This is a genomic window from Sphingopyxis sp. BE259 (assembly GCF_031457495.1).
Taxonomy (GTDB): Bacteria; Pseudomonadota; Alphaproteobacteria; order Sphingomonadales; family Sphingomonadaceae; genus Sphingopyxis.
Map to the genome: position 1 here is coordinate 1,667,609 of NZ_JAVDWM010000001.1, position 26,401 is coordinate 1,694,009.

25 protein-coding genes are annotated in these 26,401 nt (G+C 63.8%); 11 read left to right on the forward strand and 14 right to left on the reverse strand.

Translation table 11 applies throughout. The features are described from left to right. Complete coding sequence (locus J2X44_RS08160) at positions 1-1,170, reverse strand: glycosyltransferase (protein WP_310089014.1); 1,170 nt, start codon at positions 1,168-1,170, stop codon at positions 1-3. 119 nt (positions 1,171-1,289) lie between these two features. Continuing rightward, entirely contained in the window at positions 1,290-1,850 is a 561-nt protein-coding gene (locus J2X44_RS08165; RefSeq protein WP_310089015.1) for a helix-turn-helix transcriptional regulator, read from the reverse strand. Positions 1,851-1,938: 88 nt separating this feature from the next. On the opposite strand from J2X44_RS08165, the gene J2X44_RS08170 reads away from it, so the two are divergent. From J2X44_RS08170 to rpoC, 3 genes are all read left to right on the forward strand, one after another. Next, a complete protein-coding gene (locus tag J2X44_RS08170) occupies positions 1,939-2,421 on the forward strand; it encodes a DUF6456 domain-containing protein (protein ID WP_405053350.1) in 483 nt (160 codons plus the stop codon). Between the two features lie 451 nt (positions 2,422-2,872). Continuing rightward, positions 2,873-7,051 (forward strand): DNA-directed RNA polymerase subunit beta, encoded by a 4,179-nt coding sequence (rpoB, locus tag J2X44_RS08175; protein ID WP_310089016.1) that lies wholly within the window; start codon positions 2,873-2,875, stop codon positions 7,049-7,051. Between the two features lie 55 nt (positions 7,052-7,106). Then, positions 7,107-11,393 carry a DNA-directed RNA polymerase subunit beta' gene (gene rpoC, locus J2X44_RS08180; protein WP_310089017.1) on the forward strand — a complete coding sequence of 1,429 codons (4,287 nt, stop codon included), beginning with the start codon at positions 7,107-7,109 and terminating at the stop codon, positions 11,391-11,393. 355 nt (positions 11,394-11,748) lie between these two features. Here rpoC and J2X44_RS08185 read toward each other — a convergent pair whose 3' ends face one another. Continuing rightward, the gene (locus J2X44_RS08185; RefSeq protein ID WP_310089018.1) at positions 11,749-11,928 is read right to left on the reverse strand and encodes a PspC domain-containing protein; all 180 of its coding nucleotides are present in this window, start codon (positions 11,926-11,928) and stop codon (positions 11,749-11,751) included. A 485-nt stretch (positions 11,929-12,413) separates the two neighbouring features. Here J2X44_RS08185 and recF point away from each other — a divergent pair, with 485 nt between their 5' ends. After that, positions 12,414-13,523, forward strand: a complete 1,110-nt coding sequence (gene recF / locus J2X44_RS08190) for a DNA replication/repair protein RecF (protein WP_310089019.1) — start codon at positions 12,414-12,416, stop codon at positions 13,521-13,523. Here the strand turns inward: recF and arsC are convergent. Then, positions 13,520-13,864: an arsenate reductase (glutaredoxin) gene (gene arsC / locus J2X44_RS08195; protein ID WP_310249242.1), complete on the reverse strand. Its 345-nt coding sequence runs from the start codon at positions 13,862-13,864 to the stop codon at positions 13,520-13,522. The two genes, recF and arsC, sit on opposite strands and share 4 nt — an antisense overlap. A gap of 169 nt (positions 13,865-14,033) precedes the next feature. Between arsC and J2X44_RS08200 the strand changes: the two genes are divergently transcribed. Beyond that, complete coding sequence (locus tag J2X44_RS08200) at positions 14,034-14,765, forward strand: murein L,D-transpeptidase catalytic domain family protein (protein ID WP_310089021.1); 732 nt, start codon at positions 14,034-14,036, stop codon at positions 14,763-14,765. Positions 14,766-14,881: 116 nt separating this feature from the next. Here the strand turns inward: J2X44_RS08200 and J2X44_RS08205 are convergent, their stop codons facing one another. The 4 genes from J2X44_RS08205 to J2X44_RS08220 all read right to left on the reverse strand — a co-directional run bounded on the left by J2X44_RS08205 (position 14,882) and on the right by J2X44_RS08220 (position 18,765). Beyond that, positions 14,882-16,240 carry a L,D-transpeptidase family protein gene (locus J2X44_RS08205; RefSeq protein ID WP_310089022.1) on the reverse strand — a complete coding sequence of 453 codons (1,359 nt, stop codon included), beginning with the start codon at positions 16,238-16,240 and terminating at the stop codon, positions 14,882-14,884. A 166-nt stretch (positions 16,241-16,406) separates the two neighbouring features. Beyond that, positions 16,407-17,768, reverse strand: a complete 1,362-nt coding sequence (gene accC, locus J2X44_RS08210) for an acetyl-CoA carboxylase biotin carboxylase subunit (RefSeq protein WP_310089023.1) — start codon at positions 17,766-17,768, stop codon at positions 16,407-16,409. A 7-nt stretch (positions 17,769-17,775) separates the two neighbouring features. Then, positions 17,776-18,255, reverse strand: coding sequence for an acetyl-CoA carboxylase biotin carboxyl carrier protein (gene accB, locus J2X44_RS08215; protein ID WP_310089024.1), 480 nt, complete (start codon positions 18,253-18,255; stop codon positions 17,776-17,778). Between the two features lie 69 nt (positions 18,256-18,324). After that, entirely contained in the window at positions 18,325-18,765 is a 441-nt protein-coding gene (locus tag J2X44_RS08220; RefSeq protein ID WP_310089025.1) for a type II 3-dehydroquinate dehydratase, read from the reverse strand. A gap of 80 nt (positions 18,766-18,845) precedes the next feature. On the opposite strand from J2X44_RS08220, the gene thiS reads away from it, so the two are divergent. Genes thiS through J2X44_RS08235 form a run of 3 tightly spaced genes read left to right on the forward strand, consistent with a single transcriptional unit; the run spans position 18,846 to position 20,703 of the window. Beyond that, the gene (gene thiS / locus J2X44_RS08225) at positions 18,846-19,049 is read left to right on the forward strand and encodes a sulfur carrier protein ThiS (protein WP_137752947.1); all 204 of its coding nucleotides are present in this window, start codon (positions 18,846-18,848) and stop codon (positions 19,047-19,049) included. Further along, positions 19,046-19,816 (forward strand): thiazole synthase, encoded by a 771-nt coding sequence (locus tag J2X44_RS08230; protein WP_310089026.1) that lies wholly within the window; start codon positions 19,046-19,048, stop codon positions 19,814-19,816. Before thiS ends, J2X44_RS08230 begins: the two co-directional genes overlap by 4 nt. 8 nt (positions 19,817-19,824) lie before the next feature. Further along, entirely contained in the window at positions 19,825-20,703 is an 879-nt protein-coding gene (locus J2X44_RS08235; protein WP_310089027.1) for an amidohydrolase family protein, read from the forward strand. Here J2X44_RS08235 and J2X44_RS08240 read toward each other — a convergent pair. Further along, positions 20,679-21,128: a hypothetical protein gene (locus J2X44_RS08240; RefSeq protein WP_310089028.1), complete on the reverse strand. Its 450-nt coding sequence runs from the start codon at positions 21,126-21,128 to the stop codon at positions 20,679-20,681. The genes J2X44_RS08235 and J2X44_RS08240 overlap by 25 nt on opposite strands. 142 nt (positions 21,129-21,270) lie before the next feature. On the opposite strand from J2X44_RS08240, the gene J2X44_RS08245 reads away from it, so the two are divergent. After that, on the forward strand, positions 21,271-21,453 hold the full coding sequence (locus J2X44_RS08245) for a CsbD family protein (RefSeq protein WP_310089029.1): 183 nt from the start codon (positions 21,271-21,273) through the stop codon (positions 21,451-21,453). A 203-nt stretch (positions 21,454-21,656) separates the two neighbouring features. On the opposite strand, the gene J2X44_RS08250 is transcribed toward J2X44_RS08245, so the two are convergent. The 4 genes from J2X44_RS08250 to J2X44_RS08265 all read right to left on the reverse strand — a co-directional run bounded on the left by J2X44_RS08250 (position 21,657) and on the right by J2X44_RS08265 (position 23,762). Further along, positions 21,657-22,406 carry a hypothetical protein gene (locus J2X44_RS08250; RefSeq protein ID WP_310089030.1) on the reverse strand — a complete coding sequence of 250 codons (750 nt, stop codon included), beginning with the start codon at positions 22,404-22,406 and terminating at the stop codon, positions 21,657-21,659. 86 nt (positions 22,407-22,492) lie between these two features. Beyond that, complete coding sequence (locus tag J2X44_RS08255; RefSeq protein ID WP_310089031.1) at positions 22,493-22,648, reverse strand: hypothetical protein; 156 nt, start codon at positions 22,646-22,648, stop codon at positions 22,493-22,495. Further along, positions 22,645-23,196 (reverse strand): GNAT family N-acetyltransferase, encoded by a 552-nt coding sequence (locus J2X44_RS08260; RefSeq protein ID WP_310089032.1) that lies wholly within the window; start codon positions 23,194-23,196, stop codon positions 22,645-22,647. The genes J2X44_RS08255 and J2X44_RS08260 overlap by 4 nt, the downstream gene beginning before the upstream one ends. Before the next feature lie 176 nt (positions 23,197-23,372). Next, positions 23,373-23,762 carry a glycine zipper 2TM domain-containing protein gene (locus tag J2X44_RS08265; RefSeq protein WP_310089033.1) on the reverse strand — a complete coding sequence of 130 codons (390 nt, stop codon included), beginning with the start codon at positions 23,760-23,762 and terminating at the stop codon, positions 23,373-23,375. A 194-nt stretch (positions 23,763-23,956) separates the two neighbouring features. On the opposite strand from J2X44_RS08265, the gene J2X44_RS08270 reads away from it, so the two are divergent. Then, entirely contained in the window at positions 23,957-24,178 is a 222-nt protein-coding gene (locus J2X44_RS08270; RefSeq protein WP_293704331.1) for a hypothetical protein, read from the forward strand. A 28-nt stretch (positions 24,179-24,206) separates the two neighbouring features. Beyond that, positions 24,207-25,124 (forward strand): EamA family transporter RarD, encoded by a 918-nt coding sequence (rarD, locus tag J2X44_RS08275; protein ID WP_310089034.1) that lies wholly within the window; start codon positions 24,207-24,209, stop codon positions 25,122-25,124. A gap of 120 nt (positions 25,125-25,244) precedes the next feature. Here rarD and pyrC read toward each other — a convergent pair whose 3' ends face one another. Next, on the reverse strand, positions 25,245-26,267 hold the full coding sequence (pyrC, locus tag J2X44_RS08280; RefSeq protein WP_310089035.1) for a dihydroorotase: 1,023 nt from the start codon (positions 26,265-26,267) through the stop codon (positions 25,245-25,247). Between the last annotated feature and the right edge of the window lie 134 nt (positions 26,268-26,401).

A 26,401-nucleotide genomic window follows, 5' to 3' on the forward strand; every position in this document is an offset into this window, starting at 1 on the left:
TTACCGACCCGCGCAGCGGCGCAGATGATCGGCCAGTTCGCGGCCGTTGTGGTCCCAGTCGAAGCGGCCTGCGAGAGTCGCGGCGACGGCTGACGGCGCGGGCGGCGCGGCGAGGATCGCTTGCACCGCCGCCGCAATCGCTTCGGGCGTGCGCGCCGCGATCCTCCCCGCGACGGGCGAGGTGACCAGTTCGGCGGCGCCGCCTGCATCGCTGATAACGATCGGGGTGCCGCAGGCGAGCGCCTCGACCCAGGCGTTGGCCAGCCCTTCGCTGACCGAGGGCATGACGACCACATCGGCGGCGCGATAAAGCTGCGGTAAATCGGCGTTGGCGACCGGGCCCATGACATGGACGCGATCATCGACGCCGAACTGCCGGGCCAGCGCGCGGTAGCGACCCGCAGCCTCGCCCGCTCCGGCGAGGTGGTAATGGACGCCGGGAAGTGCAGCGAGCGCCTCGATCACCAGAGCCTGCCCCTTGCGCGGGATCAGCGCGCCGACAGTCAGGATCATCGGCGCATCGCCGATGCCGAGCGCGGCGCGGGCGGCGGCGCGGTCGCCGGGGTGGAAGCGCGCGGTGTCGATGCCGGTGTAATGAACCGCGACCTTGGCGGGATCGATGCCGATCGCGGCCATGTCGCGGCGCATCGCGTCGGACACCGCGAGCAAGCCCGCGGCCTGGGCTGCGGCCGCGATCAGTTGCGGCGCGGTCGCGGGATCATGGCCGAAATGGCTGATGTCGGCGCCGCGCGCCTTGACCGAGAAGGGAAGGCCGAGCGCGGCGGCGACGCGCATCGCGGCGGGGCCGTCGGGGTAGAAGAATTGCGCATCGACGACATCGAATGACTGGCCGCCCACCGCCGTCCGCACGGCGCGTGCGACCATCGCCGGGTTGAGCCGGGCGCCGAGGCGCGGGATCAGCGGGAAGCGCGGACGGTAGACGGTGAGGCCGTTCCAGCTTTCGGTGCGGGGCAGGTCACGTAGGGCGCGATAGCGCGGGTGGAGCGACAGCGGGAAGGGCGGCAAGCCGATCGGGGCGACGATGGAGAGGTCGATGCCGGGCTGCGCGGCCAGCGCGCGCAGGCTGCGTTCGACGAACAACCCGAAGTTCGGGCGCGCGGCGTCGGGGAAGAGGGTGGCGATGGAGAGGATGCGGAGGGGAGTGGTCATGGGTCCGCCTCTATCCCCGCGTCATTGCGAGCGTAGCGAAGCAATCCAGAGCAGGCGTAAACCGCTCTGGATTGCTTCGCTACGCTCGCAATGACGAAGTGAATGATCGTGAGCATGCCTTACAGCGATCGGATCAGCCGCACCGCGACGGCCGCCCACGGCGGGTTGCTGACCACTTGTTGTCGTCCGCCGGCGCCTAGCGGCAGCAGGTGGAGCTTTTCGCCATCGACGTTGAGCAGGCGCGCGAAGAAGAAGCGCCCGGCCGGGCGGGGGACGAGCAGGTCGCGGTTGAGCGCGCTGGTCCAGTCGCTCTCGATCCGGCGGCACCAGATTTCGTCACCGGCGCGATAGTCGCCGATCGATGAGGTGACGCGGACGGCGACCATGTCTTCGCCGGGTCGCGCGGTGAGCGCCTGTTCGACCCGCGTCGGCGCCTGTGCGCCCTCGGCGCCAAGATGTGCGGTGATGGTGAGCTGGGTGTCCTGCGGAAGCTGGACGAGCTCGGCGGCATCGACCCCGAGCGCCGCGGCGATGCGGTTCATCCAGCCCAGCGACAGGTTGCGGGTGCCGGTTTCGAGGCGGCCGATCGTCTGCGCGGTCGTCGGCGGATCGCAGCGCGCGCCGACCTCTTCCAGCGTCAGTCCCTTGGCGCGGCGCACCGTTCGGATGCTGTTGATCATCGCAAAACCTTCAAATAACCAAATCGGTTTCTTCTTTCCTACAAAATATTCCAATGTCAAGGCCGGTCGCGACACAGAGGAGATTGGAATGACCGCACGCCAGCTTGCCACGCGCCTGCATCCCGATGACCGCATCGACCCCGCCAAGCGCGGCCCCCAGGTCATGCGCCAAGTAACGATCAACATCGCCGAGAGCCCGATCGCCTGGCTGGCGGCGCGGGGTCACTTGACCGACGCGCAGTTAGGTGCGGGCGAACGGCTGCGCGCCGATTATGAGCGGGCGGGCCTGTCGGCGCGGGTGACGATGCGCTGGGACGCGGCGCCCCCGGCGAAAAGCCGCGGCGGCGCGCGGGCTTCGGATGCGTCGCTGGCGCGGATCGACGCGCATCGGCGGTTTCATGGCGCACTCGATGCGGTGGGGCCGGGGCTCGCGGACATTTGCTGGCGGGTGATTTGTGCGGGTGAGGGAATAAGCGGGGCGGAGAAGGCGCTGGGGTGGCCGACGCGGTCGGGGAAGCTGGTGCTGGGGCTGGCGCTGGATCGGTTGGCGCAGTTTTACGGAATGGCGTGAGCATGTTGTTTCGCAACGACGGTATTTGTCGCCCACATATTGGGAAGTCGTGGATGGCCGCTTTCGACCGGAAGTAGACGTTCCGCATTTCTTGACTTCGTCATCCCCGCGAAAGCGGGGACCCAGAGCGTGCGTCGGCGGGCCTGTCCCTGGGTTCCCGCTTTCGCGGGAATGACGAGGGTGGGGAATAGCCGCCCCCCACCCCAAAGCGGATATTCTGATCCCAACGCATCGCTCCGCCCCGTTGACACTCCGCTGCCCCAATCCTATATCGCCCCCACACCCCATCGTTCGAGATAGAGTCCGCCTTGCGCAGCGGATTGTACGGATAGGTCGGTGGGGATTTCGACAGGCGTTGGAAAGCTGCGGTAAACCGGCAACGGTTGCCTGCGGCTTTTTTCGCGTCGATGCGTCCGCGATTTTGATTTTTTGACAGGCGAGACAATCACTTATGGCGACCAAGGCGAAGTCGGTGGGCAAGGCCCTCGAAGCGACCGCGAGCAAGCGAATCCGCAAGCTGTTCGGCAACATCCACGAAGCGGTGGAGATGCCCAACCTCATCGAGGTGCAGCGCGAATCCTATGAGCAGTTCCTGCGGTCCGACCCGTCGGTCGGTTATGTCTCGGGCCTGGAAAAGACGCTGCGCAGCGTATTCCCGATCCGCGATTTCGCCGGCACCGCCGAGCTCGACTTCGTCCATTACGAACTCGAAGCGCCGAAGTATGACGTCGATGAATGCCGCCAGCGCGGCATCACCTATGCGGCGCCGATGAAGGTCACGCTGCGCCTGATCGTCTTTGAAGTCGACAGCGAAACCGACACCCGCTCGGTCCTCGATATCAAGGAGCAGGACGTTTACATGGGCGACATGCCGCTCATGACCGAGAACGGCACCTTCTTCGTCAACGGCACCGAGCGCGTCATCGTGTCGCAGATGCACCGTTCGCCGGGTGTGCTGTTCGACCATGACCGTGGCAAGACCCACTCGTCGGGCAAGTTCCTGTTTGCCGCGCGCGTCATTCCGTACCGCGGTTCATGGCTCGATTTCGAATTCGACGCCAAGGATATCGTCAACGTCCGTATCGACCGCAAGCGCAAGCTGCCGGTCACCAGCCTGCTCTACGCGCTGGGCATGTCGGGCGAGGAAATCCTCAACCATTTCTATGACCGTTTGGTCTTTGAGCGCGCCGAAAACGGCTGGCGCGTGCCGTTCCAGGTCGAAAACTGGCGCGGTTCGAAGCCTGCGTTCGATGTGGTGGATGCCAAGACCGGCGAAGTCGTGTTCGCCGCCGGCCACAAGATCAGTCCGCGCCTGGCCAACAAGGCCGCGAAGGACGGTCTCGACACGCTGTTGATCCCGACCGAGGAAATCTTCGGTCGTTACAGCGCCTATGATCTGATCAACGAATCGACCGGCGAGATCTACATCGAAGCCGGTGACGAAGTGAGCGCCGAAAATCTGGAAAAGATCGACGGTGCGGGCATCGACAAGCTGGTGCTGCTCGACATTGATCACAACAACACGGGTCCGTGGATCCGCAACACGCTGAAGGCCGACAAGGCCGAGGATCGCGATCAGGCATTGAGCGACATCTACCGCGTCATGCGCCCCGGCGAACCGCCGACGCGCGAAACTGCGGAAGCGTTGTTCGGCGGCCTGTTCTTTGACCCCGAGCGTTACGACCTGTCGGCCGTGGGCCGCGTCAAGCTGAACATGCGCCTCGGCCTCGACGCCGAGGACACGGTCACCACGCTGCGCAGCGACGACATTCTGGCCGTCGTCAAGGAGCTGGTGAACCTGAAGGACGGCAAGGGCGAAATCGACGACATCGACAACCTCGGCAACCGCCGCGTCCGTTCGGTCGGCGAGCTGCTGGAAAACCAGTATCGCGTCGGCTTGCTTCGCATGGAGCGCGCGGTGAAGGAGCGCATGAGCTCGGTCGATGTGTCGACCGTGATGCCGAATGACCTGATCAACGCCAAGCCGGCGGTGGCCGCGGTGCGCGAATTCTTTGGTTCGTCGCAGCTTTCGCAGTTCATGGATCAGACCAACCCGCTGTCCGAAGTCACCCACAAGCGTCGCGTGTCGGCGCTTGGGCCGGGCGGTCTGACCCGCGAGCGCGCGGGCTTTGAAGTCCGCGACGTTCACCCGACCCACTATGGCCGTATCTGCCCGATCGAAACGCCGGAAGGCCCGAACATCGGTCTGATCAACTCGCTCGCCACCTTTGCGCGGGTCAACAAATATGGCTTCATCGAAACCCCGTACCGCAAGATCATCGACGGCAAGGTGACGACCGAGGTTGTCTATCTGTCGGCGATGGAAGAGCAGAAGCACACGGTCGCGCAGGCGAACGCCGATTTGAACCCTGACGGCAGCTTTATCGACGAGCTGATCTCGGCGCGCGAAGCGGGCGAATTCCTGATGGCGCCCAAGGACCAGATCACGTTGATGGACGTGTCGCCGAAGCAGCTGGTTTCGGTCGCCGCATCGCTGATCCCGTTCCTGGAAAACGATGACGCCAACCGCGCGCTGATGGGATCGAACATGCAGCGTCAGGCTGTCCCGTTGATCCGTGCCGAAGCGCCGGTCGTCGGCACCGGCATGGAAGAAACCGTGGCCCGCGACTCAGGTGCGGCGATCGCCGCCCGTCGCGGCGGCGTGATCGACCAGGTCGATGCGACGCGTATCGTTATCCGTGCGACCGATATGGTCGAACCCGGCAAGTCGGGCGTCGACATCTATCGCCTGCAAAAGTTCCAGCGTTCGAACCAGAACACCTGCATCAACCAGCGTCCGCTGGTGAAGGTGGGCGAAGTGGTCAAGACCGGCGACATCATCGCCGACGGTCCGTCGACCGAACTGGGCGAACTGGCGCTCGGCAAGAATGTGCTCGTCGCGTTCATGCCGTGGAACGGTTACAACTATGAGGACTCGATCCTCATCAGCGAACGCATCGTGAAGGACGACGTCTTCACCTCGATCCACATCGAGGAATTCGAAGTCACCGCCCGCGACACGCGCCTGGGGCCGGAAGACATCACCCGCGACATCCCGAACGTCGGCGAGGAAGCCCTACGCAACCTCGACGAAGCGGGCATCGTCTATATCGGCGCGGAAGTCGGCCCGGGCGACATTCTGGCCGGCAAGATCACCCCCAAGGGTGAATCGCCGATGACGCCGGAGGAGAAGCTGCTGCGCGCGATCTTTGGCGAAAAGGCCAGCGATGTGCGCGACACCTCGCTCCGCCTGCCGCCGGGCGTGTCGGGTACCGTCGTCGAAGTCCGCGTGTTCAACCGCCACGGCATCGACAAGGACGAGCGCGCGATCGCGATCGAACGCGAAGAGATCGAGCGTCTGAAGCAGGATGCCGACGACGAGCGCGCGATCCTCAACCGTGCGACCTTCTCGAGCTTGAAGGACCTGCTGATCGGTCAAGCGACCAGCGCGGTGCCGAAGGGCCTGAAGAAGGGCGACGTCGTCACCGAAGAGATGCTGGTCGAACTCGACCGCGGCGACTGGTGGAAGCTGGCGGTTGTCGATGACAACAGCCAGACCGCCCTCGAAGCGATCAAGGCGCAGTATGACGACGCGATCAAGCGGATCAGCGCGAAATATGAAGATCGCGTCGAAAAGCTGCAGCGCGGCGACGAACTCGCCCCGGGCGTGCTCAAGATGGTCAAGGTCTTTGTCGCGGTGAAGCGCAAGCTGCAATCGGGCGACAAGATGGCCGGCCGTCACGGCAACAAGGGCATCATCAGCCGCATTCTGCCGGTCGAAGACATGCCGTTCCTGGAAGATGGCACGCATGTCGATTTCGTGCTCAATCCGCTGGGCGTGCCGTCGCGCATGAACGTCGGGCAGATTCTGGAAACGCATCTTGGCTGGGCATCGCGCGGCTTTGGTCGCCAGATCACCACCGCGCTCGAAGATTGGCGCATGGCGAACCCCGACCCCGAGGCGGGAGCCCCTCCCGAGGCGGTTCGCGAAGCGCTGCTTCAGGCCTATGGCGATGAATATGCCGACGAAATCAAGGCGCGGACGGCCGAAGAAGTCGTCGAACTGGCGGGCAATCTGTCGGTCGGCGTCCCCTTTGCGACCCCGGTGTTCGATGGCGCGCGCGAAGCCGACGTGTCGGCGATGCTGGAACGCGCCGGTCTCGACCGGTCGGGTCAGGTCGATCTGTACGACGGTCGCACCGGCGACCGGTTCGACCGCAAGGTGACGGTGGGATATATGTATATCCTGAAGCTGCATCACCTGGTCGACGACAAGATCCACGCGCGTTCGATCGGTCCCTACTCGCTTGTCACCCAGCAGCCGCTGGGCGGTAAGGCGCAGTTCGGTGGCCAGCGCTTCGGGGAAATGGAGGTCTGGGCGCTCCAGGCCTATGGCGCGGCCTATACGCTTCAGGAAATGCTGACGGTGAAGTCCGATGACGTGATCGGCCGCACCAAGGTTTACGAAGCGATCGTCAAGGGTGACGACACCTTCGAGGCCGGTATTCCCGAGAGCTTTAACGTGCTCGTCAAGGAAATGCGTTCGCTCGGCCTCAACGTCGAACTGTCATCCCATGCGGATCAGGACCCCGACGAGGCGCCCGACGCCCTTCCCGAAGCCGCCGAATAAGATCTTATCCTCACCCCCTTCGCCCGGCGCGAAGGGGGAAGAGTGGAGCTAGAATATGAACCAGCTTACCAACTTCATGAATCCGGTCGCGAAGCCCGAAACCTTTGACATGATCAAGATCGGCATCGCGAGCCCCGAGCGAATCCGCTCGTGGTCGTTCGGCGAGATCAAGAAGCCCGAAACCATCAACTACCGCACGTTCAAGCCCGAGCGTGACGGCCTGTTCTGCGCCCGCATCTTTGGCCCGATCAAGGATTATGAATGCCTGTGCGGCAAGTATAAGCGCATGAAATACAAAGGCATCGTCTGCGAAAAATGCGGTGTCGAAGTCACGGTGACCAAGGTCCGCCGCGAGCGCATGGGCCATATCGAGCTCGCCGCGCCCGTCGCGCACATCTGGTTCCTGAAGTCGCTGCCGTCGCGCATCGGCCTGCTGCTCGATATGCAGCTCAAGCAGCTTGAGCGCGTTCTGTATTTCGAGGCCTATATCGTTCTTGAACCCGGCCTGACCCCGCTCGAGAAATTCCAGCTGCTGACCGAAGACGAGCTGCTCGACGCGCAGGACGAATATGGCGAAGACGCCTTTTCGGCTGGCATCGGCGCCGAAGCGATCCGCGTGCTGCTCGAAAATCTCGATCTGGAGCAGGAACGCGCCGATCTGATGGAAGATCTGGCGACGACCAAGTCGGAGCTGAAGCCCAAGAAGATCATCAAGCGCCTGAAGGTCGTGGAATCGTTCATCGAATCGGGCAACCGCCCCGAGTGGATGATCCTGGAAGTCGTGCCGGTCATTCCGCCCGAACTGCGCCCGCTGGTGCCGCTCGACGGCGGGCGCTTTGCGACGTCGGATCTCAACGACCTGTATCGCCGCGTCATCAACCGCAACAACCGTTTGAAGCGGCTGATGGAACTGCGCGCGCCGGACATCATCGTCCGCAACGAAAAGCGCATGTTGCAGGAAGCCGTCGACGCGCTGTTCGACAACGGTCGCCGCGGTCGCACGATCACCGGCGCCAACAAACGGCCCCTCAAATCGCTGTCCGACATGCTGAAGGGCAAGCAGGGCCGCTTCCGCCAGAACCTGCTCGGCAAGCGCGTCGACTATTCGGGCCGTTCGGTGATCGTGACCGGTCCCGAACTCAAGCTGCACCAGTGCGGCCTGCCGAAAAAGATGGCGCTCGAGCTGTTCAAGCCGTTCATCTATGCCCGCCTTGACGCCAAGGGTCTGTCGATGACCCTGAAGCAGGCGAAGAAGTGGGTCGAAAAGGAACGCAAGGAAGTCTGGGACATCCTCGACGAAGTCATTCGTGAGCACCCGGTCCTGCTGAACCGCGCCCCGACGCTTCACCGCCTGGGCATCCAGGCGTTCGAGCCGGTGCTGATCGAAGGCAAGGCGATCCAGCTGCATCCGCTGGTCTGCGCCGCGTTCAACGCCGACTTCGACGGCGACCAGATGGCCGTCCACGTCCCGCTGAGCCTGGAAGCCCAGCTGGAAGCGCGCGTGCTGATGATGTCGACCAACAACATCCTGAGCCCCGCGAACGGCAAGCCGATCATCGTTCCGTCGCAGGACATGGTGCTGGGTCTCTATTATCTGTCGATGGAGCGCGCCGGCGAACCCGGTGAGGGCATGCTGCTGGCCGACATGGCCGAAGTGCATCAGGCGCTGCACGTCGGTGCGGTGACCCTGCACAGCAAGGTGATCAGCCGCGTTCCCCAGACCGATGAGAAGGGCAATGAATATCTGCGCCGCTTCGAAACGACCCCGGGCCGGATGCTGATCGGCGAATGCCTGCCGAAATCGCACACGGTGCCCTTCGACGTCGTCAACCGCCTTCTGACCAAGAAGGAAATCGGCGACGTGATCGATCAGGTCTATCGCCACACCGGCCAGAAAGAGACCGTGCTGTTCGCCGACGCCATCATGGCGCTGGGCTTCCGCAACGCGTTCAAGGCCGGCATTTCCTTCGGCAAGGATGACATGATCATCCCGGCGTCGAAGGAAGGCATGGTCGACGAAACCCGCGCCCTGGTGAAGGATTTCGAGCAGCAGTATCAGGACGGCCTGATCACGCAGCAGGAAAAGTACAACAAGGCGATCGACGCCTGGTCGCAGTGCGGCGACAAGGTCGCGACCGCGATGATGGACGAAATCCGCGCCGAGCCGAAGGATCCGAAAACGGGCCGTCTGGCCCCGATCAACTCGATCTATATGATGGCGCACTCGGGTGCCCGTGGTTCGCAGGCGCAGATGAAGCAGCTCGCCGGGATGCGCGGCCTGATGGCCAAGCCGTCGGGCGAGATCATCGAAACGCCGATCATCTCGAACTTCAAGGAAGGTCTGACCGTTCTTGAATATTTCAACTCGACCCACGGTGCCCGTAAGGGTCTGGCCGACACCGCGCTCAAGACGGCAAACTCGGGGTATCTGACCCGGCGTCTGGTCGACGTGTCGCAGGACTGCGTCGTGATCGAGGAAGATTGCGGCACGACCCGCGGCATGGAAATGCGCGCGATCATCCAGGGCGGTTCGACGATCGCCTCGCTGGGCGAACGCATCCTGGGCCGCACGACGCTGGAAGATGTGCTCGACAAGGACGGCAATGTGCTGGCCCCGGTCGGCACCCTGCTTGATGAACCGACGACGCAGCGGATCGAAGATGCCGAGGTTCAGTCGGTCAAGATCCGCTCGCCGTTGGTTTGCGAAGCGGTGCTGGGCGTTTGCGGCAAATGCTATGGCCGTGATCTCGCCCGCGGGACCCCGGTGAACATCGGCGAAGCGGTCGGCGTTATCGCCGCGCAGTCGATCGGCGAACCCGGCACCCAGCTGACCATGCGTACCTTCCACATCGGTGGTGCGGCGCAGGTCAACGAGCAGTCGAACGCCGAATCGATCTCGGACGGCACGATCGAATATCGTGACATGCCGACGATCGTCGACCAGCGCGGCCGCCGTCTGGCGCTTGCCCGTTCGGGCGAAGTTGCGGTGATCGACAGCGAAGGCCGCGAACGCGCGTCGCACAAGCTGCCTTATGGTGCGCAGATCCTGTTCAAGGATGGCGACAAGGTGAAAAAGGGCGACCGGATTGCCGAATGGGATCCGTTCACCATGCCGCTGATCACCGAAAAGCAGGGCGTCGTGAAGTATCAGGATCTGGAAGACACCAAGACCCTGATCGAACAGGTCGACGAAGCGACGGGCATCGCCCAGCGCGTCGTGATCGAATATCGTTCGGCCGGCCGCGCCAAGAAGGAAGACCTTCAGCCGCGCCTGACCCTGCTTGACGATGCATCGGGTGAAGCCGCGCGCTACCTGCTCGCGGTCGGCACGATGCTGTCGGTCGAGGACGGCCAGACGGTGCAGGCGGGCGACGTTCTCGCCCGTGTCAGCCGCGAAGCGTCGAAGACGCGCGACATCACCGGCGGTCTGCCGCGGGTGGCCGAGCTGTTCGAAGCGCGCATTCCGAAGGACAACAGCGTGATCGCCAAGATCAGCGGTCGCATTGAATTCGTCAAGGATTACAAGGCGAAGCGCAAGATTGCGATCGTTCCGGAAGAAGGCGATCCGATCGAATATCTGATCCCCAAGTCAAAGGTGCTGGAAGTGCAGGAAGGCGACCAGGTCAAGCGCGGCGACGCCTTGATCAGCGGTTCGCCGAACCCGCACGACATTCTGGACGTCATGGGCGTCGAGGCGCTGGCCGAATATCTGGTCGCGGAAATCCAGGAAGTCTATCGACTCCAGGGCGTGAAGATCAACGACAAGCACATCGAGGTGATCGTTCGCCAGATGCTGCAGAAGGTCGAGATCACCGCGGGTGGCGACACGACGTTGCTGCCTGGCGAACAGCTCGATTATCTGGAGATGATGGAATATAACGCCAAGCTGCCGAAGAATGGCGTGCCTGCCGAGGGCCGTCCGGTCCTGCTGGGTATCACCAAGGCGTCGCTGCAAACGCGCAGCTTCGTTTCGGCGGCATCGTTCCAGGAAACGACCCGCGTGCTCACCGAAGCATCGGTGCAGGGCAAGGTCGACTCGCTGATCGGGCTGAAGGAAAACGTCATCGTCGGCCGTCTGATCCCGGCGGGTACCGGCGCCGCGATGAACCGCGTCCGCGTGACCGCGTCGAGCAAGGATGCTGCGCTGCGCGCATCGATGCGCGCCGCGGCCCAGGTCGATCTGATCGCCCCGGCCAGCGCCGCCGCCGAACATGCCGCCGAACTGGCGCAAGGTCCGGAAGCCGCGATGGGCGATGATCCGCTCGGCAAGGTCCAGGGCGAAGACTTCACGACCGATGACGTGATGGTCGAAGATCGTCCGGAGGGCGAGGGCGAGGCGTAACCGCTTCGGTCCTTACGACCCGACAGAAACAAGCCCCGCCGGAGCGATCCGGCGGGGCTTTTTCTTTGTTGAGAGAGACGCTTCGCCGTCAGATTTGGGGTGGGAAGCTGCCCGCATGAACTCGTCACCCCGGACTTGATCCGGGGTCCAAGAGGCCTTGCGCCGCACTATACTGAGAAGGCGGATGGATCCCGGATCAAGTCCGGGATGACGAGAGTGTAGGTCCGTTTCCGGTCGATAGCAGACGCCGATAACAGAAAAGGGCCCACCGGGGTGGCCGGTGAGCCCTTGGTTGCTTGGGAATGTGCGGGCCGGTGCGACTGTGCCTGAAAGGCATCCGGCCCGTGGCGCTGTCCTATGGCGCGAGGATCGCGACGGCGAGGTACAGCAGCAGTGGCAGGCCGAAGCCCAGAAGCGTCAGGGCGACAAAACCGACGCGCGCCCACAAGACGTCGAAGCCGAACTGGTCTGCCATCCCGGCGCAGACGCCAAAGATCACACCATCGCGACGATTCTTGCGAAAACCCTGTTTCATTTCTTTCCTTTCCATCCCGGCCAGTGGCCGGCGTTGTTATGCACCGCAGCGGGTCAGGCGACCAGGTTGCTGGGGCCGACAGCGGCGAGGAACATGATCGAGCAGTACAGCGAAGCAACGGCGGCGATCGCATAGCTCTTGAACGAGTCGACATTGAAATGGGCCATGATATTTTCCTTCCTTGAACCTTCCATCCGGGCCATCCGGTGGATGCCGACACTGTTGCAGGGACCGTGCCAAATTCGTTCATTGGCGGTTAAGCGCGGTTTTCAGGTTTACGACAGATTATTTCTGCGCAAAAGTTACGCGATGGTGGTGAAATTTCCCGCTAATCGAAAAAATGTCCATAGAGCATTGCAGTTTGGCGAGCACATGATCTCTCGGCCGCATTTGGATGCTACGGTGAGATCCCGGCCTTCGCCGCGATGACGGTCGATGGGAGTGGGGTGGCGCGGTTGGAGTAGCTGCGGTAGGCGGCATACAGGATGACGCTGACCCGCCTTTCGCTGACCGATTTTCGCAATCATGCCGGTGCCGAATTGGTCGCGGAGCCGGGGCTGGTCGCGCTGCACGGCGACAATGGCGCGGGCAAGACCAATATATTGGAGGCAATTTCGCTGCTGGCGCCGGGACGCGGGCTACGCCGCGCCGCGCTGAGCGACATGGTCCGCGACGGTGCGACCGGCGGCTTTGCGGTGTTCGCCGAGGTGCAGCCGGTCGCGGCGTTGGCGCCGGTGTCGTTGGGAACCGGGATCGAGCCCGCGCATCCGGGGCGGCGGATCGTGCGGATCAACGGTAGCGCCGCGGCGGCGGCGTCGCTGGGCGAATGGCTGGCGGTGCTGTGGCTGACCCCGGCGATGGACCGGCTGTTCGTCGAGACCGCGGGCAACCGGCGGCGTTTTCTCGACCGGCTGGTGCTCGCGCTCGACCCGCGGCACGCCCAGCACAGCAACCGCTACGACGCGGCGCTGCGCGCGCGCGGCAAACTGCTCGCCGACCTGTCCAGCGCCGACCCGCAATGGCTGGCCAGCCTGGAGGCGCAGCTCGCCGAACATGGCGCCGCGATGGATGCGGCGCGACAACATATGCTGACCGCCCTGTCGGCCGAACTGGCCGAACAGCCCGAAGCCCCCTTTGCCCGCCCGCTGCTGACGCTGGTCGATAGCGACGGCGCGCCGCGCGGCGCGCCGCACGATGGCGCGGCGTTGCAGGGGCTGTTCCTGGCGCGGCGGCGGATCGATGCCGCAGCAGGACGGGCGACCGCCGGGCCGCATCGTGACGACCTGATCGCCGTTCATGCCGCGACCGGCCGCGCCGCAGCGCGTTGTTCGACCGGCGAGCAAAAGGCGATGCTGCTGTCGCTGGTGCTGGCGCACAGCGATTGCGTCGCGCGCGCGCGGGGACAGCGGCCGGTGTTGCTGCTCGACGAGGTCGCGGCGCACCTTGATCCCTTGCGGCGCGGCGCGCTCTATGAGCGGCTGGCGGGGCAAGGGGGGCAGGCGTGGCTGACGGGGACCGAAGCGGCGCTGTTCGACAACATGCCGGGTCCGGTCACGCGGTTCCGAATCAGCGGCGGGCGGATCGCCGCCGCTTAAAGAATCTCGCGCACCACATCCTGCGGACGGCAGAGGCGGGCGCCCTTGGCGGTTTCGACAAATGGGCGTTCGACATAGGCCGGGTTGGCGACCATCGCGGCGATGATCGCGTCCTCGCTGGCGTCCTTCAGACCGCGGTCCTCGGCGTCGGTGCCGCGCAGGCGCAGCGCGTCGCGCGCGGTCAGGCCCGCATCGGTGAACAGCTGGCGCAGCTTGTCCGCTGCATAGGGATGCTTCAGATATTCGACGACCGTCAGGTCGATATTTGGCGTTTCCTGAAGGATGGCCAACGTCTTGCGCGAGGTGCCGCAGGCGGGATTGTGCCAGATAGTTGCGTTCATGGACTGCGTCCTAACCGCGGCTTACCGCACCGTAAACCCGCTATTCATAGCATATATGGCACATCTTCCCGCATGACAGGGAACCACGTGCTTGCCTTTCGCGGCCAAAACACGACTTATGCACAGTCGAAGGATCGCCAAAGGCGGCCAATGCGGGGTTGGGTTAAACGTGACTGAAATCTTCGATCGCAGGGCGATGCTGGCGGGGCTCGCCGGGGCCGGGGCGTTGGCTGCCGCGCCGTTGCGCGCGCAACTGCCCGACTGGATCCAGCAACCGGTGGCGCCGTTGCCGCCGCCGGTCGATTATCTGGCCGTCGCGCGCAAACAGCTGGCGATGCAGAGCCGCAATATCCCCCAGACCGACCGCGTCGGCGTTGTCGATTTCGGCCTGCCATCGGCGCGGCCGCGCTTTGCGCTGGTCGATATGGTGGCGGGAAAGGTCGATATGTTCCCGGTCACCCACGGCCGCGGGTCGGACCCGCAGCATGATGGTTGGCTCAAGAGCTTCTCGAACCGCATGGGCAGTCTGGCGACGTCGCGCGGCGCGTATCGCACCGGCGATTATTATTGGGGCGCCAACGGATCGTCGATGCGGCTCGCGGGCCTGGAGCCGGATAATTACAGCGCCGATATGCGCGCGATCGTCGTCCATGGCGCGTGGTATGCCGACCCGGCGCTGATCGCGACGCAGGGCAAGCTGGGGCGCAGCGAAGGGTGCTTCGTCTTCGGCGAGGAACTGCTGCCGATGATCCTCTACAAATTGGGGCCGGGGCGGTTGTTGTTCGCCGACCGGCTGAGCGAGATGCCGCCGGTGCCCGCGCCATTCCAGCTGCCGCCAGTCGCGGACAATATCCGCCGCGCGGGCTCGGTCAGCGGGACGTTTCCGACGACCGCGGATTAGGCGGAGCGTCCGCTTTTGAGGTGGGGAACTGCCGCCATGTTTTCGTCACCCCGGACCCAGTCGAAGGGTCCGGGACGACGATTGTTTAGTTCGACAAATCCGCCGCCACCCGCCGCTCAATAAATTCCGCTTGTCCCCGGCGTCGTGACACGGGCGGTTGTTTCGACCGTCGGGACCACCGACGGTGCGACCGGTGCAATGATCGCGGCGGTCGGTCGGCCTGGCTTGGCAAAGCTGGCCACCACCGGCGCATCGCGGCCGTAGAGGTCGGCGAGTTTCCTGATCCCGCCCTTGCCGTCGGGAATGACGGTCCAATAGGCGACATAGACGGGGAAGGGGTTTTCAAAGCCAAAGCGCGTCGTCTTGCCGCTCGCGATCGCTTCGCCGAACACTTCGGGGCTTTGGCCCGCGAACATAACCGCCATCAGGCCCGAGAAATGCAGCGCCTTTTCGGTGCGGATGCAGCCGTGGCTGAACGCGCGCGCCGCAGCGCCGAACGCGCCCTTTGACGGCGTGTCGTGAAGGTAGATGGCATGTTCGTTGAGCATCTCCATCTTCATCACACCCAGCGCGTTGTTCGGCCCCGCCTTTTGCACCACCGACAAGGTCTTGCCGCTGCCGGTCCAGGTATAGCCCTGCGCGCGCGCCGAGGCGGGGTTGCGCGCGATCGTCGCGCCGATGCCTTCGTTGATGATGCTGCGCGGCAGCGTCCAGGTCGGGTTGACGATGATGCCGGTGGCCATCGGGTTCAGCTGCGGCGTTGCGGTCGAAGGTTTGCCGACGACGGCCTTGTGCGTCGCGATGATCGTGCCGCCGTGAACGACGCGGGTCAGATATTCGGGGACGTTGCTGACGACATAGCGGTCGCCGAGCGCGCGCGGCATCCAGCGCCAGCGTTCCATGTTGACGCGGATCGCGTTGGCGTCGGCGGCCGCCTTGGTCTTGGCCAGCGACGCCTTGAGCGCCGCAAAATCGGGATGCACGGGGTTGAGCGCCATCAGCGTTTCGCGGATCAATCCCGCGTTCAGCGCGGTGCCGAGCAGCGAAAGCAACGGTTCGCTGTCGGCGTCGCTGTCGACCATGAACCATTGTTTGCGCGCCGCATTGGGGGTGCGGCCATCGCGCAGATGGGTCGCAAGGAGCAGGAAGGTGTCAGTCGCGGTCTTGTCGAGCCGCGCCTGATCGCCCGCCAGGATCGCGGCGGCGAGGGCGTCGGGGCTATAATCCTTGGCAAACAGGCCTTCGGCGCCGATTTTCTCGATGACGCTGAGCAGCGCGGTGGCATTTTCCTCCGACCAGCTCGGCAATTCCATCTGCGCCGCGATCACCGGCGCATCGTCGGCGACCTTGTCGGGTTGCAGGACGACCGAATCCTCCTTCACCCCGGTTTGGGCGAGCACGGGCGCGGCCAGCAGGCTGAGCGGGAGGAGAAAAATCGCGGCAGGGCGCGCTGAAAAAGAGCAGTTTTTGACCATGGTTAAAGCCCATAGCCAAAAATTGGCGGTAGTGAAAGTGAGCTAAGCCACAGCTCATCGTCATTGCGAGGAGCGAAGCGACGCGGCAATCTCCAGCCCTCGGTCTGGCGAAGGTCGGGTGCTGGAGATTGCTTCGCTGCGCTCGCAATGCCGAAGATAAGATGGATCAGGCTTTCGCGTCTTCATCCTGCCGCGCCAGCCATTCCTCCAACCATTTGATTGTATAATCGCCGTGGATCACATCGGGGTCGGCGAGCAAAGCCTGATGCAGCGGGATGTTCGTCTTGACCCCGGCGATCACCATTTCCTCGAGTGCGCGGCGCATCCGCATCATGCAGCTTTCGCGGCTGCGGCCATACACGATCAGCTTGCCGATCATGCTGTCGTAATAGGGCGGGATCGAATAGCCGGCATACAGCCCGCTATCGACGCGGACATGCATGCCGCCCGCGGCGTGATAATTGGTGACCTTGCCGGGTGAGGGCAGGAAGGTGCGCGGGTCTTCGGCATTGATCCGGCATTCCATCGCATGGCCGCGGAACTCCAGATCTTCCTGCTTGACCGAAAGGTCCGAACCGCCCGCGATGCGGATCTGTTCGCGGACCAGATCAAAGCCGGTTATCATTTCGGTCACCGGATGCTCGACCTGAATGCGGGTGTTCATTTCGATGAAGAAAAATTCTCCATTTTCCCACAGGAACTCGATCGTCCCGGCGCCGCGATACTGCATTTTCGCCATGGCATCGGCGCAAATGCCGCCCATGCGAGCGCGTTCCTCGGCCGAGATGATCGGCGAGGGGGCTTCTTCGAGTACTTTCTGGTGGCGACGCTGGAGCGAACAATCGCGCTCGCCGAGATGGATCGCCGTCCCGCGGCCGTCACCGAATATCTGAAATTCGATATGGCGCGGGTTGCCGAGATATTTTTCCATATAGACGGTCGGATCGCCGAATGCTGCTGCCGCCTCGCTCGACGCCTGACCCATCAGGCTTTCCAGGCTGCCTTCATCGGGAACAACCTTCATGCCGCGGCCGCCGCCGCCCGACGCCGCCTTGATCAGCACCGGATAGCCGATATCCTCGGCCATTTTGCGGCATTCGTCGCCATAGGTGACCGCGCCGGGCGAACCCGGAACGACCGGCAAGCCGAGCGCAACCGCGGTGCGTTTGGCCTCGACCTTGTCGCCCATGGTGCGGATATGCTCGGGCTTCGGCCCGACGAAGATCATGTCGTGCGCTTCGATGATCTCGGCAAAACGCTCATTTTCCGACAGAAAGCCGTAACCGGGATGGATCGCGTCGGCGCCGGTGATCTCGGCCGCCGAGATGATCGCCGGGATGTTGAGATAGCTGTCCTTGGCCGCCGGCGGGCCGATGCACACCGCCTCGTCGGCGAGCCGAACGTGCATCGCGTCGGCGTCGGCAGTCGAATGGACCGCAACCGTCTTGATACCCATTTCGTGGCAGGCGCGATGGATGCGTAGCGCGATCTCGCCGCGGTTGGCGATCAGGAGCTTTTCGATGGCCATGTTTTGATCAGCCGATGGTGAACAGCGGCTGGTCGAATTCGACCGGCTGGCTGTTCTCGACATGCACGGCCTTCAGCGTGCCCGATGTCGGCGCGACAATCGGGTTCATCACCTTCATCGCCTCGATGATCAGGACGGTGTCGCCTTCCTTGACCGCCGAACCGATGGCGGCGAAATTGGGGGCGCCGGGTTCGGGCGACAGATAGACGGTGCCGACCATCGGCGATTTCACTGCGCCCGCAAAGCTGTCGGCGGCGGGGGCGGCCACGGCGGGCGCTGCGGCCGGAGTGACTGCGACCGGCGGCGCTGCTGGAGCAGGCGCATAAGCCACGGGCGGTGCGGCAACCGCGGCTTTGCGTGCGACGCGGACCTTGCGGTCGCCGTCCTCGACTTCGATTTCGGTCAGGCTGGTGTCGTCGAGCAGCTCGGCGAGCGCGCGCACATAGGCCGGATCGATATTGATGCCATCGTCTTTATGGTCACCCATGAGAATTTTCCTGTTGTTGCGGCGTCCTTTCGCAGGACGCTCGGACCCCGTTTTTGATGCGCCCTCTTGTCAGAGACGCGCGGCGGCGTCCAGCGCCAGCGTATAGCTGTTCGCGCCATGGCCCGCAAAATGTGCCACGGCGGCCATCCCGACATAGCTGATGTGGCGAAACGCTTCGCGGCTCATCGGGTCCGACAGATGGACCTCGATCACCGGGACCTTGATCGACTTGATCGCGTCATGGAGCGCGATCGAGGTGTGGGTATAGCCACCCGCGTTCAGCAGCACCGCCTTGGCGCCCGCGATATAGGCTTCGTGCAGCCAGTCGATCAGCACACCTTCGTGGTTGGTCTGGCGGCACTCGATCCGCAGGCCCAGCGTGGTGGCCTGCGCTTCGAGCCGGGCGTGGATGTCGTTCAGCGTATCATGCCCGTAAATCTCCGGCTCGCGGGTGCCGAGCAGGTTGAGGTTGGGGCCGGAAAAGACAAAAACGGTCGGCTTGTCGGTCAATGCTGGGGCTTTCGGTTGCGGCAAGGGGCGCTCCCCCTATATGGGCTGCTCGGCAAAAGGCAAAGCAAGGCGGGTACACGGTGATTTCTGTCATCCTCAACGGCGATCCAAGGCAGGTGCGCGAAGGCAGCATTGCCGATCTCGTCGCCTCGCTCGGCCTCGACGTCAAAAAGGTCGCGGTCGAGCGCAACCGCGAGATCGTGCCGCGCTCGACGCTGGCCGATGTAGCGCTGGCCGAAGGCGATGCGCTGGAAATTGTGCATTTTGTGGGAGGCGGTTGTTGACCGACACTTGGAGCGTTGCCGGGCGGACATTCACGTCGCGGCTGATTGTCGGGACCGGCAAATACAAGGATTTCGAGCAGAATGCGGCGGCGGTCGCGGCGTCGGGGGCGGAGATCGTCACCGTCGCGGTGCGGCGTGTCAATGTATCGGACCCGAGCGCGCCGATGCTGACCGATTATATCGATCCGAAAAAGATCACCTATTTGCCGAACACCGCGGGCTGTTTTAACGCCGACGACGCGATCCGCACCTTGCGGTTGGCGCGCGAGGCGGGCGGCTGGGATCTGGTGAAGCTGGAGGTGTTGGGCGAGGCGAAGACGCTCTATCCGAACATGCGCGAGACGCTGGAGGCGACCGAGGTACTGGCCAAGGAAGGCTTCCTGCCGATGGTCTATTGCGTCGACGATCCGATCGCCGCGAAGCAGCTTGAAGATGCGGGCGCGGTTGCGGTGATGCCGCTGGGCGCGCCGATCGGGTCGGGGCTTGGCATCCAGAACCGGGTGACGATCCGCCTGATCGTCGAGGGGGCGTCGGTGCCGGTGCTGGTCGATGCCGGGGTCGGCACCGCGAGCGATGCCGCGGTTGCGATGGAACTTGGCTGCGACGGGGTGCTGATGAATACCGCGATCGCCGAGGCGAAAGACCCGATCCGCATGGCGCGCGCGATGAAGCTGGCCGTCGAGGCGGGGCGGGACTCCTATTTGGCCGGGCGCATGGGCGTACGTCGTTATGCCGACCCGTCGAGCCCGCTGGCGGGGCTGATCTAGCTCATCTGATGCGGCATCTGCTTTTTCTGGTCGGCGCTCTCGTTTTGGCTCCGCAAGGGGCCGACGCGCAGCCGGCATTCGACAGTCATGTCCACCTATGGAACGGCGGAACGTCGATTGCCGAATATGAATCGCAGGCGAAAGCCGCCGGGCTGACGATCAGCGGTTTTGGCGGGATGTGGTTCGGCGGCCCGAACCAAGCGCGTGAAGGCAATCCTGACGATATTGCTGTCCGCAACGAGGCGCTAATCGCGCTCGCGAAAAAACATCCGGCCATGATGCCGATCGCGACCGTCCATCCCTATGACGGCGCCGCTGCGCGCGACGAGTTACAGCGCGTTGCGGGGCTGGGCGTGAAGATGCTCAAAATCCATCCGCACACCCAGCGTTTCGATCCGGCCGATCCGCGGGTATTGGCGCTGGTGCGGCGGGCGGGCGAACTGGGCGTCATTGTCGTGATGGACAATGCGAACATCGTGCCGGGCGGGGACAGTGAGAAATTGTTCAACCTGGCGCTGGCGGCGCCAAAGACCAAATTCGTGTTTGCGCATATGGGCGGATTGAATTTCCGGTTCTGGAACATCCTGAAAATGGCGCGCACCGCCGAGGGGCTGTTCGGCGACAATATCTATTTCGACATTTCGGCGATGGTGACGCTGGCTGCCGATGCGCCGATCGAGGAAGAATTCATCTGGACGATGCGCAACGTCGGCATCGATCATGTCCTGATCGGATCGGACTATCCGCAATTCTCGCTGGCGCAGACGCTCGACGCTCTGGACAAGCTGGACATCACGCCTGCGGAAAAGGCGAAAATTCGCCATGAGAATGCGCGCGATCTGTTCGGGTTGCCGCGTCAGGGTCAGAAGGGCGCGGGCGGGCGGTAGAGCATTTCGATCCGCTCGATCTGGCCGTTGAAGCCGAGCACGACTTCGACGTCCCACAGCAATTTTCCAGGTCCGTCGGGCACCACGATGATCCGATACGGCTGCCACAGCTTGTTATCGGTCGCTTTGCGCTCGACGCTGAATATCTTTGCAAGCGGCAGGCGGAGAAAGGCGTCGCGCGGCGCGACCCGCGTCATCGGATATAGGGCGGGCGCGCCCGACAGCAGTTCGAAGGTGACCGGATCTTTCCTCTTCACTTTGGCTTGCGCGTCGGCGACTTTCGCGATCAGCACCTTGGCCTCGTCATCGGTCAGGCCGCGCAATTGGATTTGGGGTGCGGCCTGTGATGCCGCGGGCTGGGCGAGTGCGGTGGGGGCAAGCAGCAGCGCGGCTGCGGCGATCAGGATCGGGCGTGAAAATGCCATGCCGACATTCAATCCCATTTGCGCTGCACGTCAATTGCCGTTTTTTCAGAACAGTTTGTCGGTGGGAGGGAACATTGGCGATAACGGCTCGTTGGTGGGGCAAGAGGCAGCGTCGCCTCGGCCATAGCTAAGGAGAATTTTCATGGGTGAACTCACCGACAAAGCCAAAGGTCTCGCCAATGAAGCCATCGGCAACACCAAGCAGGCTATTGGCAAGGCAACGAACAACGACAAGCTGACCGGCGAAGGCATCGCGCAGGAACGCAAGGGCGAAGCGCAGAACTTGCAGGGCAAGGTCAAGGGCGCGCTCGGTGATAAGGTCTGACGAACTTTTCGTCCGATAAGAAAAAGGCTCCGGGAAACCGGAGCCTTTTTTGTCGGGTGGTGGATTGTTCATATTCCACCGTAGCCCGGAGCCTGTCGAAGGGCGCTTATCGGCGATAGGCGCGCCCTTCGACTGCCTTGCAAGCGCTCAGGCTTGCAGGCGCTCAGGACAGGCTTCGACAGGCTCAGGGCTACGGTCTTTGTTTATTTGCCGCCCGAAGCCACCAAGTCGACATCGGTCATGCCGCCGTCGCGGCGCGCCATGATGACATAGGCGAGGTCGCCCTTGGTGCCGCCCAGCATATGTTCGGCGCCGTTGACGCGGTGATCGCTGGTGTAGCCGGCGCGCACCGCCATCGTGTGGTAATAGTCGAGCACGCCCTGGATCGACGCCGCGGTCTGGAAATTGATGACGCGGATGTTGCACTTGCCCCCCGCGATCCCCGCCGCCTCGCGCAGCGTCGCGCGCGGATAGAGTTTGAACGCGGCGGGCAGGCGGTCGGCCCATTGATTGCCATAGGTCAGCTTGGCATCGCAGGCGCCCTTTGACTGGTCGCGGGCCAGCGCGCCGATGGTGACCGGGCGCTGTTTCGTGTCGCAACCATCGCAGCCCGCCTCGAACGGCAGCGCCTTGGGCGCGGTCAGCAATTTGCCTGCGGCCTGCGCCGCGGCGGCTTCGGCGGCGGTCGCGGCCTTGCCGCCCGCCACGCCGGGCACCCCGCCATCGACGGGCTTGTTGCCCGGGCCGACGGCATTCTGGTTCGACTGACCGGCGAGCTTGGGATCGACCATGATCTTGTCTTCGAGCGAGCCCTTGACCGCCGGATCGGCGCTGGTCAGGCCGTCGTCGAGCGGCGCGAGTTCTGACTTCGCTTCGGGGTTGTCCCGGCACCCGGCGAGCGGCGCCGCCGCCATCAGCAGGCCGGTTACCAGCCATTTTCCGCGCAAGATCATCGCTAACACTCCCTTAATCTTTGACCCGGATTGCCCGATCCTGGTTAAAAAGACGCGAACAAAATGCGTTAACGGGTAACACTTTATTAGCCGAAAACTGTCTCGGAGCGAGACGCTTTCGGGTCGCAGCGGATCAGGCGCGAGGTCGCGACCGCGGCCTGACGGTGCACGATCACATCGCGCCGCAGCGCCTTGCACGCGTCGAGTTGCGCGCGTTCAGAGACGACATGCCGGTCGATCATGGCAGGAATTCCTTGCGTTTGACCCGCCAGGCGTCGGCGCTCTGCGTCCAGGCATCGACGGGGGCGTCCTCAAACGGCGCGGGCAGGCGCGTCGGGCCGCTGTTTGTCGCGCCGAGGCGGACCGCCAGTGCTTGCGAGCGGGTGTTGGCGGGGTCGATGCTGTGCATCAGCTCAGGCCATTTCAGGAATTCGACGGCAAAGTCGCACGCGGCGACGGCGCCCTCGAACGCATAGCCCTTGCCCGCAAATTTGGCGCGCACGCCATAACCGATTTCAGGAGCAGGCCAGCCATCGGGTTCCCATGGGCCAAGCCGCCCGACCCATTCGCCGCTATCGCGCTCGATCACCGAAAACATCGAAAAACCGCGGATATGCCACGCGCCGGCCAGCGTACACCAGATCCGCCACGCCGCGGCGCGCGGGCAGGTGCCGCCGATGAATTGCATGGTATCGGGTTCGGCGCACATTTCGGCGAAGGCGTCGAAATCCTCCGTCGCAGGTGGACGCAGGATGAGCCGCGGGGTGACGAGCAGGGGGCCGTTGAGCATGATGATCCTCTCCCGGGGTCCGGGGGATCGCTTGTGCGGCAAGATGGTCAGGGGGACAAGAGGGCGAAGCGACCCCGCACGCGGTCGAGGGCGCCAACGACCAGGTTGGCGCCCTCTCCATCACGTGTGCGGGCGGAGGGGTCTCGGACCCACACCCGTAACGGGGTCTCTATCGCTTAGCGGCAGCGATATTTGTCGCGGTCAATCTCGCGGCCGATCAGGGCGCCACCTGCGGCGCCGATGACGGTGCCGAGCAGCTTGTCACCGCGACCGGCAATTTCGTTACCGGCGAGGCCGCCGACGGCACCGCCGATGAGCAGGCCGGTGGTGCCATTGTCGCGCTTGCAGCGATAACGACCATCATCGCCGCGCCACACGCGGGTGTTCGCATTCACGCGCTGGTCATGATAATGGCGCTTTTTGCGCTTGTGGAAGTCGCTCGACTGGTCAAGCTGATGAAAGCCCTCGGCCTTTGCCGGTGCCATCATCCCGGCATAGGCCGGCGCGGTGAGGGCGACGCTGGCCGCAGCGATGGCGCCAATCAGGCCCTTGTTCAAATTACGCATTTTGTAATCCTTTCCTGGTGTCGCGCCCCGTGCCGCCGGGTTTGTGCCACTGAACGGCTCTGGGCGCTTCGGTGAGAAAACGACCCGCGCCCCAATCGCGTTGCATGAACGCGGGGCAACGAGACGAAGCGAGTGATATCATCGACGAACCGAAAGCCCTTGCCGCGGTGCAAAGGGCGTGCGACACTCTATAAATGCTCAATATCGCTTCGCTCGTCATCGGTGCCATCGCTTTGGTTTTGGCCGTTTTTGCTTTTATCCCGCTGCTTGGCTGGGCGAATTGGGTGATCGTTCCCTTTGCCGTCGTCGGGCTGGCGCTGGGCGCGATGTCGAGCAGCACCAGTGGGCGCAATCTGAACATCGTCGTCATCGTCATCGGCGTGATCCGCCTGATGCTGGGCGGCGGCATCATCTGAATTTCGGCCGAAAGGCAGGTTTCGTCTTATGAGCCAGCCGACCGCTTCCGCGGCGACGCCGCAGCGCGGCTTGCCCTATGCGCTGGGCGCTTATGCGATTTGGGGCTTTGTCCCGCTGTTCTTCAAATTGCTGGCGGATGTGCCGCCGATCGAGGTGCTGGCGCAGCGTATCGTCTGGTCGCTGCCGCTGTGCTTCGTCATCATGGCGTTCCGGCGTCAGATCGGCGACTATCTGGCGGCGCTGAAGGATTGGCGGGTGCTGCGCCTGCTGCTGATCAGTTCGGTGCTGATCGCACTCAACTGGCTGGTCTATATTCATGCGGTGTTTACCGACCATCTGCTGGCGGCGAGCCTGGGTTATTATCTCAATCCGCTGATCAATGTGCTGCTGGGTATGATCTTCCTCGGCGAACGATTGAGCCGGTTGCAAGCGCTCGCGGTGGTCATTGCGGCGATTGGCGTCGCGATTCTGCTCGCGGGCGCGCTGGATACGCTGTGGATCAGCCTGACGCTGGCGCTCAGTTTCGGCACCTATGGGTTGATCCGCAAGGTCGTGCCGGTCGGATCACTGCCGGGGCTGGCGATCGAGACGACCCTGTTGTTGCCGCTGTCGGCCGCCACGGCCGCCTATTATCTATGGATCGGCGACGGGCGCGGTTTCGGCGCCAGCGGGGACATCAGCCTGTTGTTGGCGGCGGCGGGCGTGGTCACCGCGGTGCCGTTGCTGCTGTTCGCGACCGCGGCGCGGCGAATGAGCTATGCGGCGCTTGGTTTCGTTCAATATCTGGCGCCAAGCATTGTTTTTTTGCTGGGGCTTTTCGTGTTCGACGAGCCGCTGATGCCGGCGCAGCTGTTCTGCTTCCTGCTGATCTGGACCAGCATTGCGGTGTTCAGTTTCGATATGTGGCGCAAAATGCGCGCGGAACGGATGGTGGCGGTGGGATAGGATCGCCTGCTTTTCGGCTCGTCATGCCGGACTTGATCCGGCATCCATGACCAAGGTGGTTGCGTGGACCCGGGATCAAGTCCGGGGTGACGAAGGAAGAAGGGGTGCCGCCAGCGTAGGTCAGATCAGCCGCCAGCCCAGCGTTTCGCCTGCGTGAAACGGGACGACCTCGCCGACCTTGTCCGGCACAACGACGTCGCTGCGTTCCAGCGTGACCGTGCCGTCATTGAGCGGCAGGCCGTAGAAGTGCGGGCCATGTTCGCTCGCGAAGCCTTCGAATTTGTCCAGCGCGCCGTCTTCATCGAAGGCGGTGATGTAGCTTTCCAGCGCGAAAGGCGCATTGAAGATGCCCGCGCAGCCGCACGACGCCTCCTTGGTGTGGACCGCATGCGGGGCGCTGTCGGTGCCGAGGAAGAATTTGGGCGAGCCAGAGGTCGCGGCGGCGCGCACCGCCAGGCGGTGATGCTCGCGCTTGGCGACCGGCAGGCAATAGGCGTGGGGCCGGATGCCGCCGACGAGCATCGCGTTCCGGTTGATATGCAGATGCTGCGGCGTGATCGTCGCCGCTACATTATCTGGGGCGCCCGCGACGAACTGCGCTGCCTCCGCGGTCGTGATATGTTCGAACACGATCTTGAGGTCGGGCAGGGCGCGGACGAGCGGTTCCAGAGTGCGTTCGATAAACACCGCCTCGCGGTCGAAGATGTCGACGTCATGGTCGGTAACCTCGCCGTGGATCAGCAGCGGCATGCCGATGGCCTGCATCCGTTCGAGCACGCCCATGATGTTGGCGACGTCGGTGACACCGTGCGCGCTGCCGGTGGTGGCGTGGGCGGGATAGAGTTTGGCGGCGGTGAACACCCCCTCGGCATGGCCGCGCGCGATCTCTTCGGGGTCGGAGGCGTCGGTCAGATAGGCGACGATCAGCGGCGTGAAGTCGAGATCGGCGGGGGCTGCGGCGTTGATCCGGTCGCGATACGCGCGGCCTTCCTCGGCGGTCGTCACCGGCGGCGACAGGTTCGGCATGACAATCGCGCGGGCGAATTGCCGCGCGGTAAAGCGCGCGACATGGGTCAGCATCGCGCCGTCGCGCAGATGGACGTGCCAGTCGTCGGGGCGGCGGATCGTCAGGCGGTCGGTCATCTCTGTCTCCCCCCTCCCGCTTGCGGGAGGGGTCGGGGGTGGGCGAGTCCGTTGCGCGCTTAGCGGATGTAGCTGCCCACCCCAACCCCTCCCGCAAGCGGGAGGGGCTTTAAGTCATCGACCGACGGCCCTAT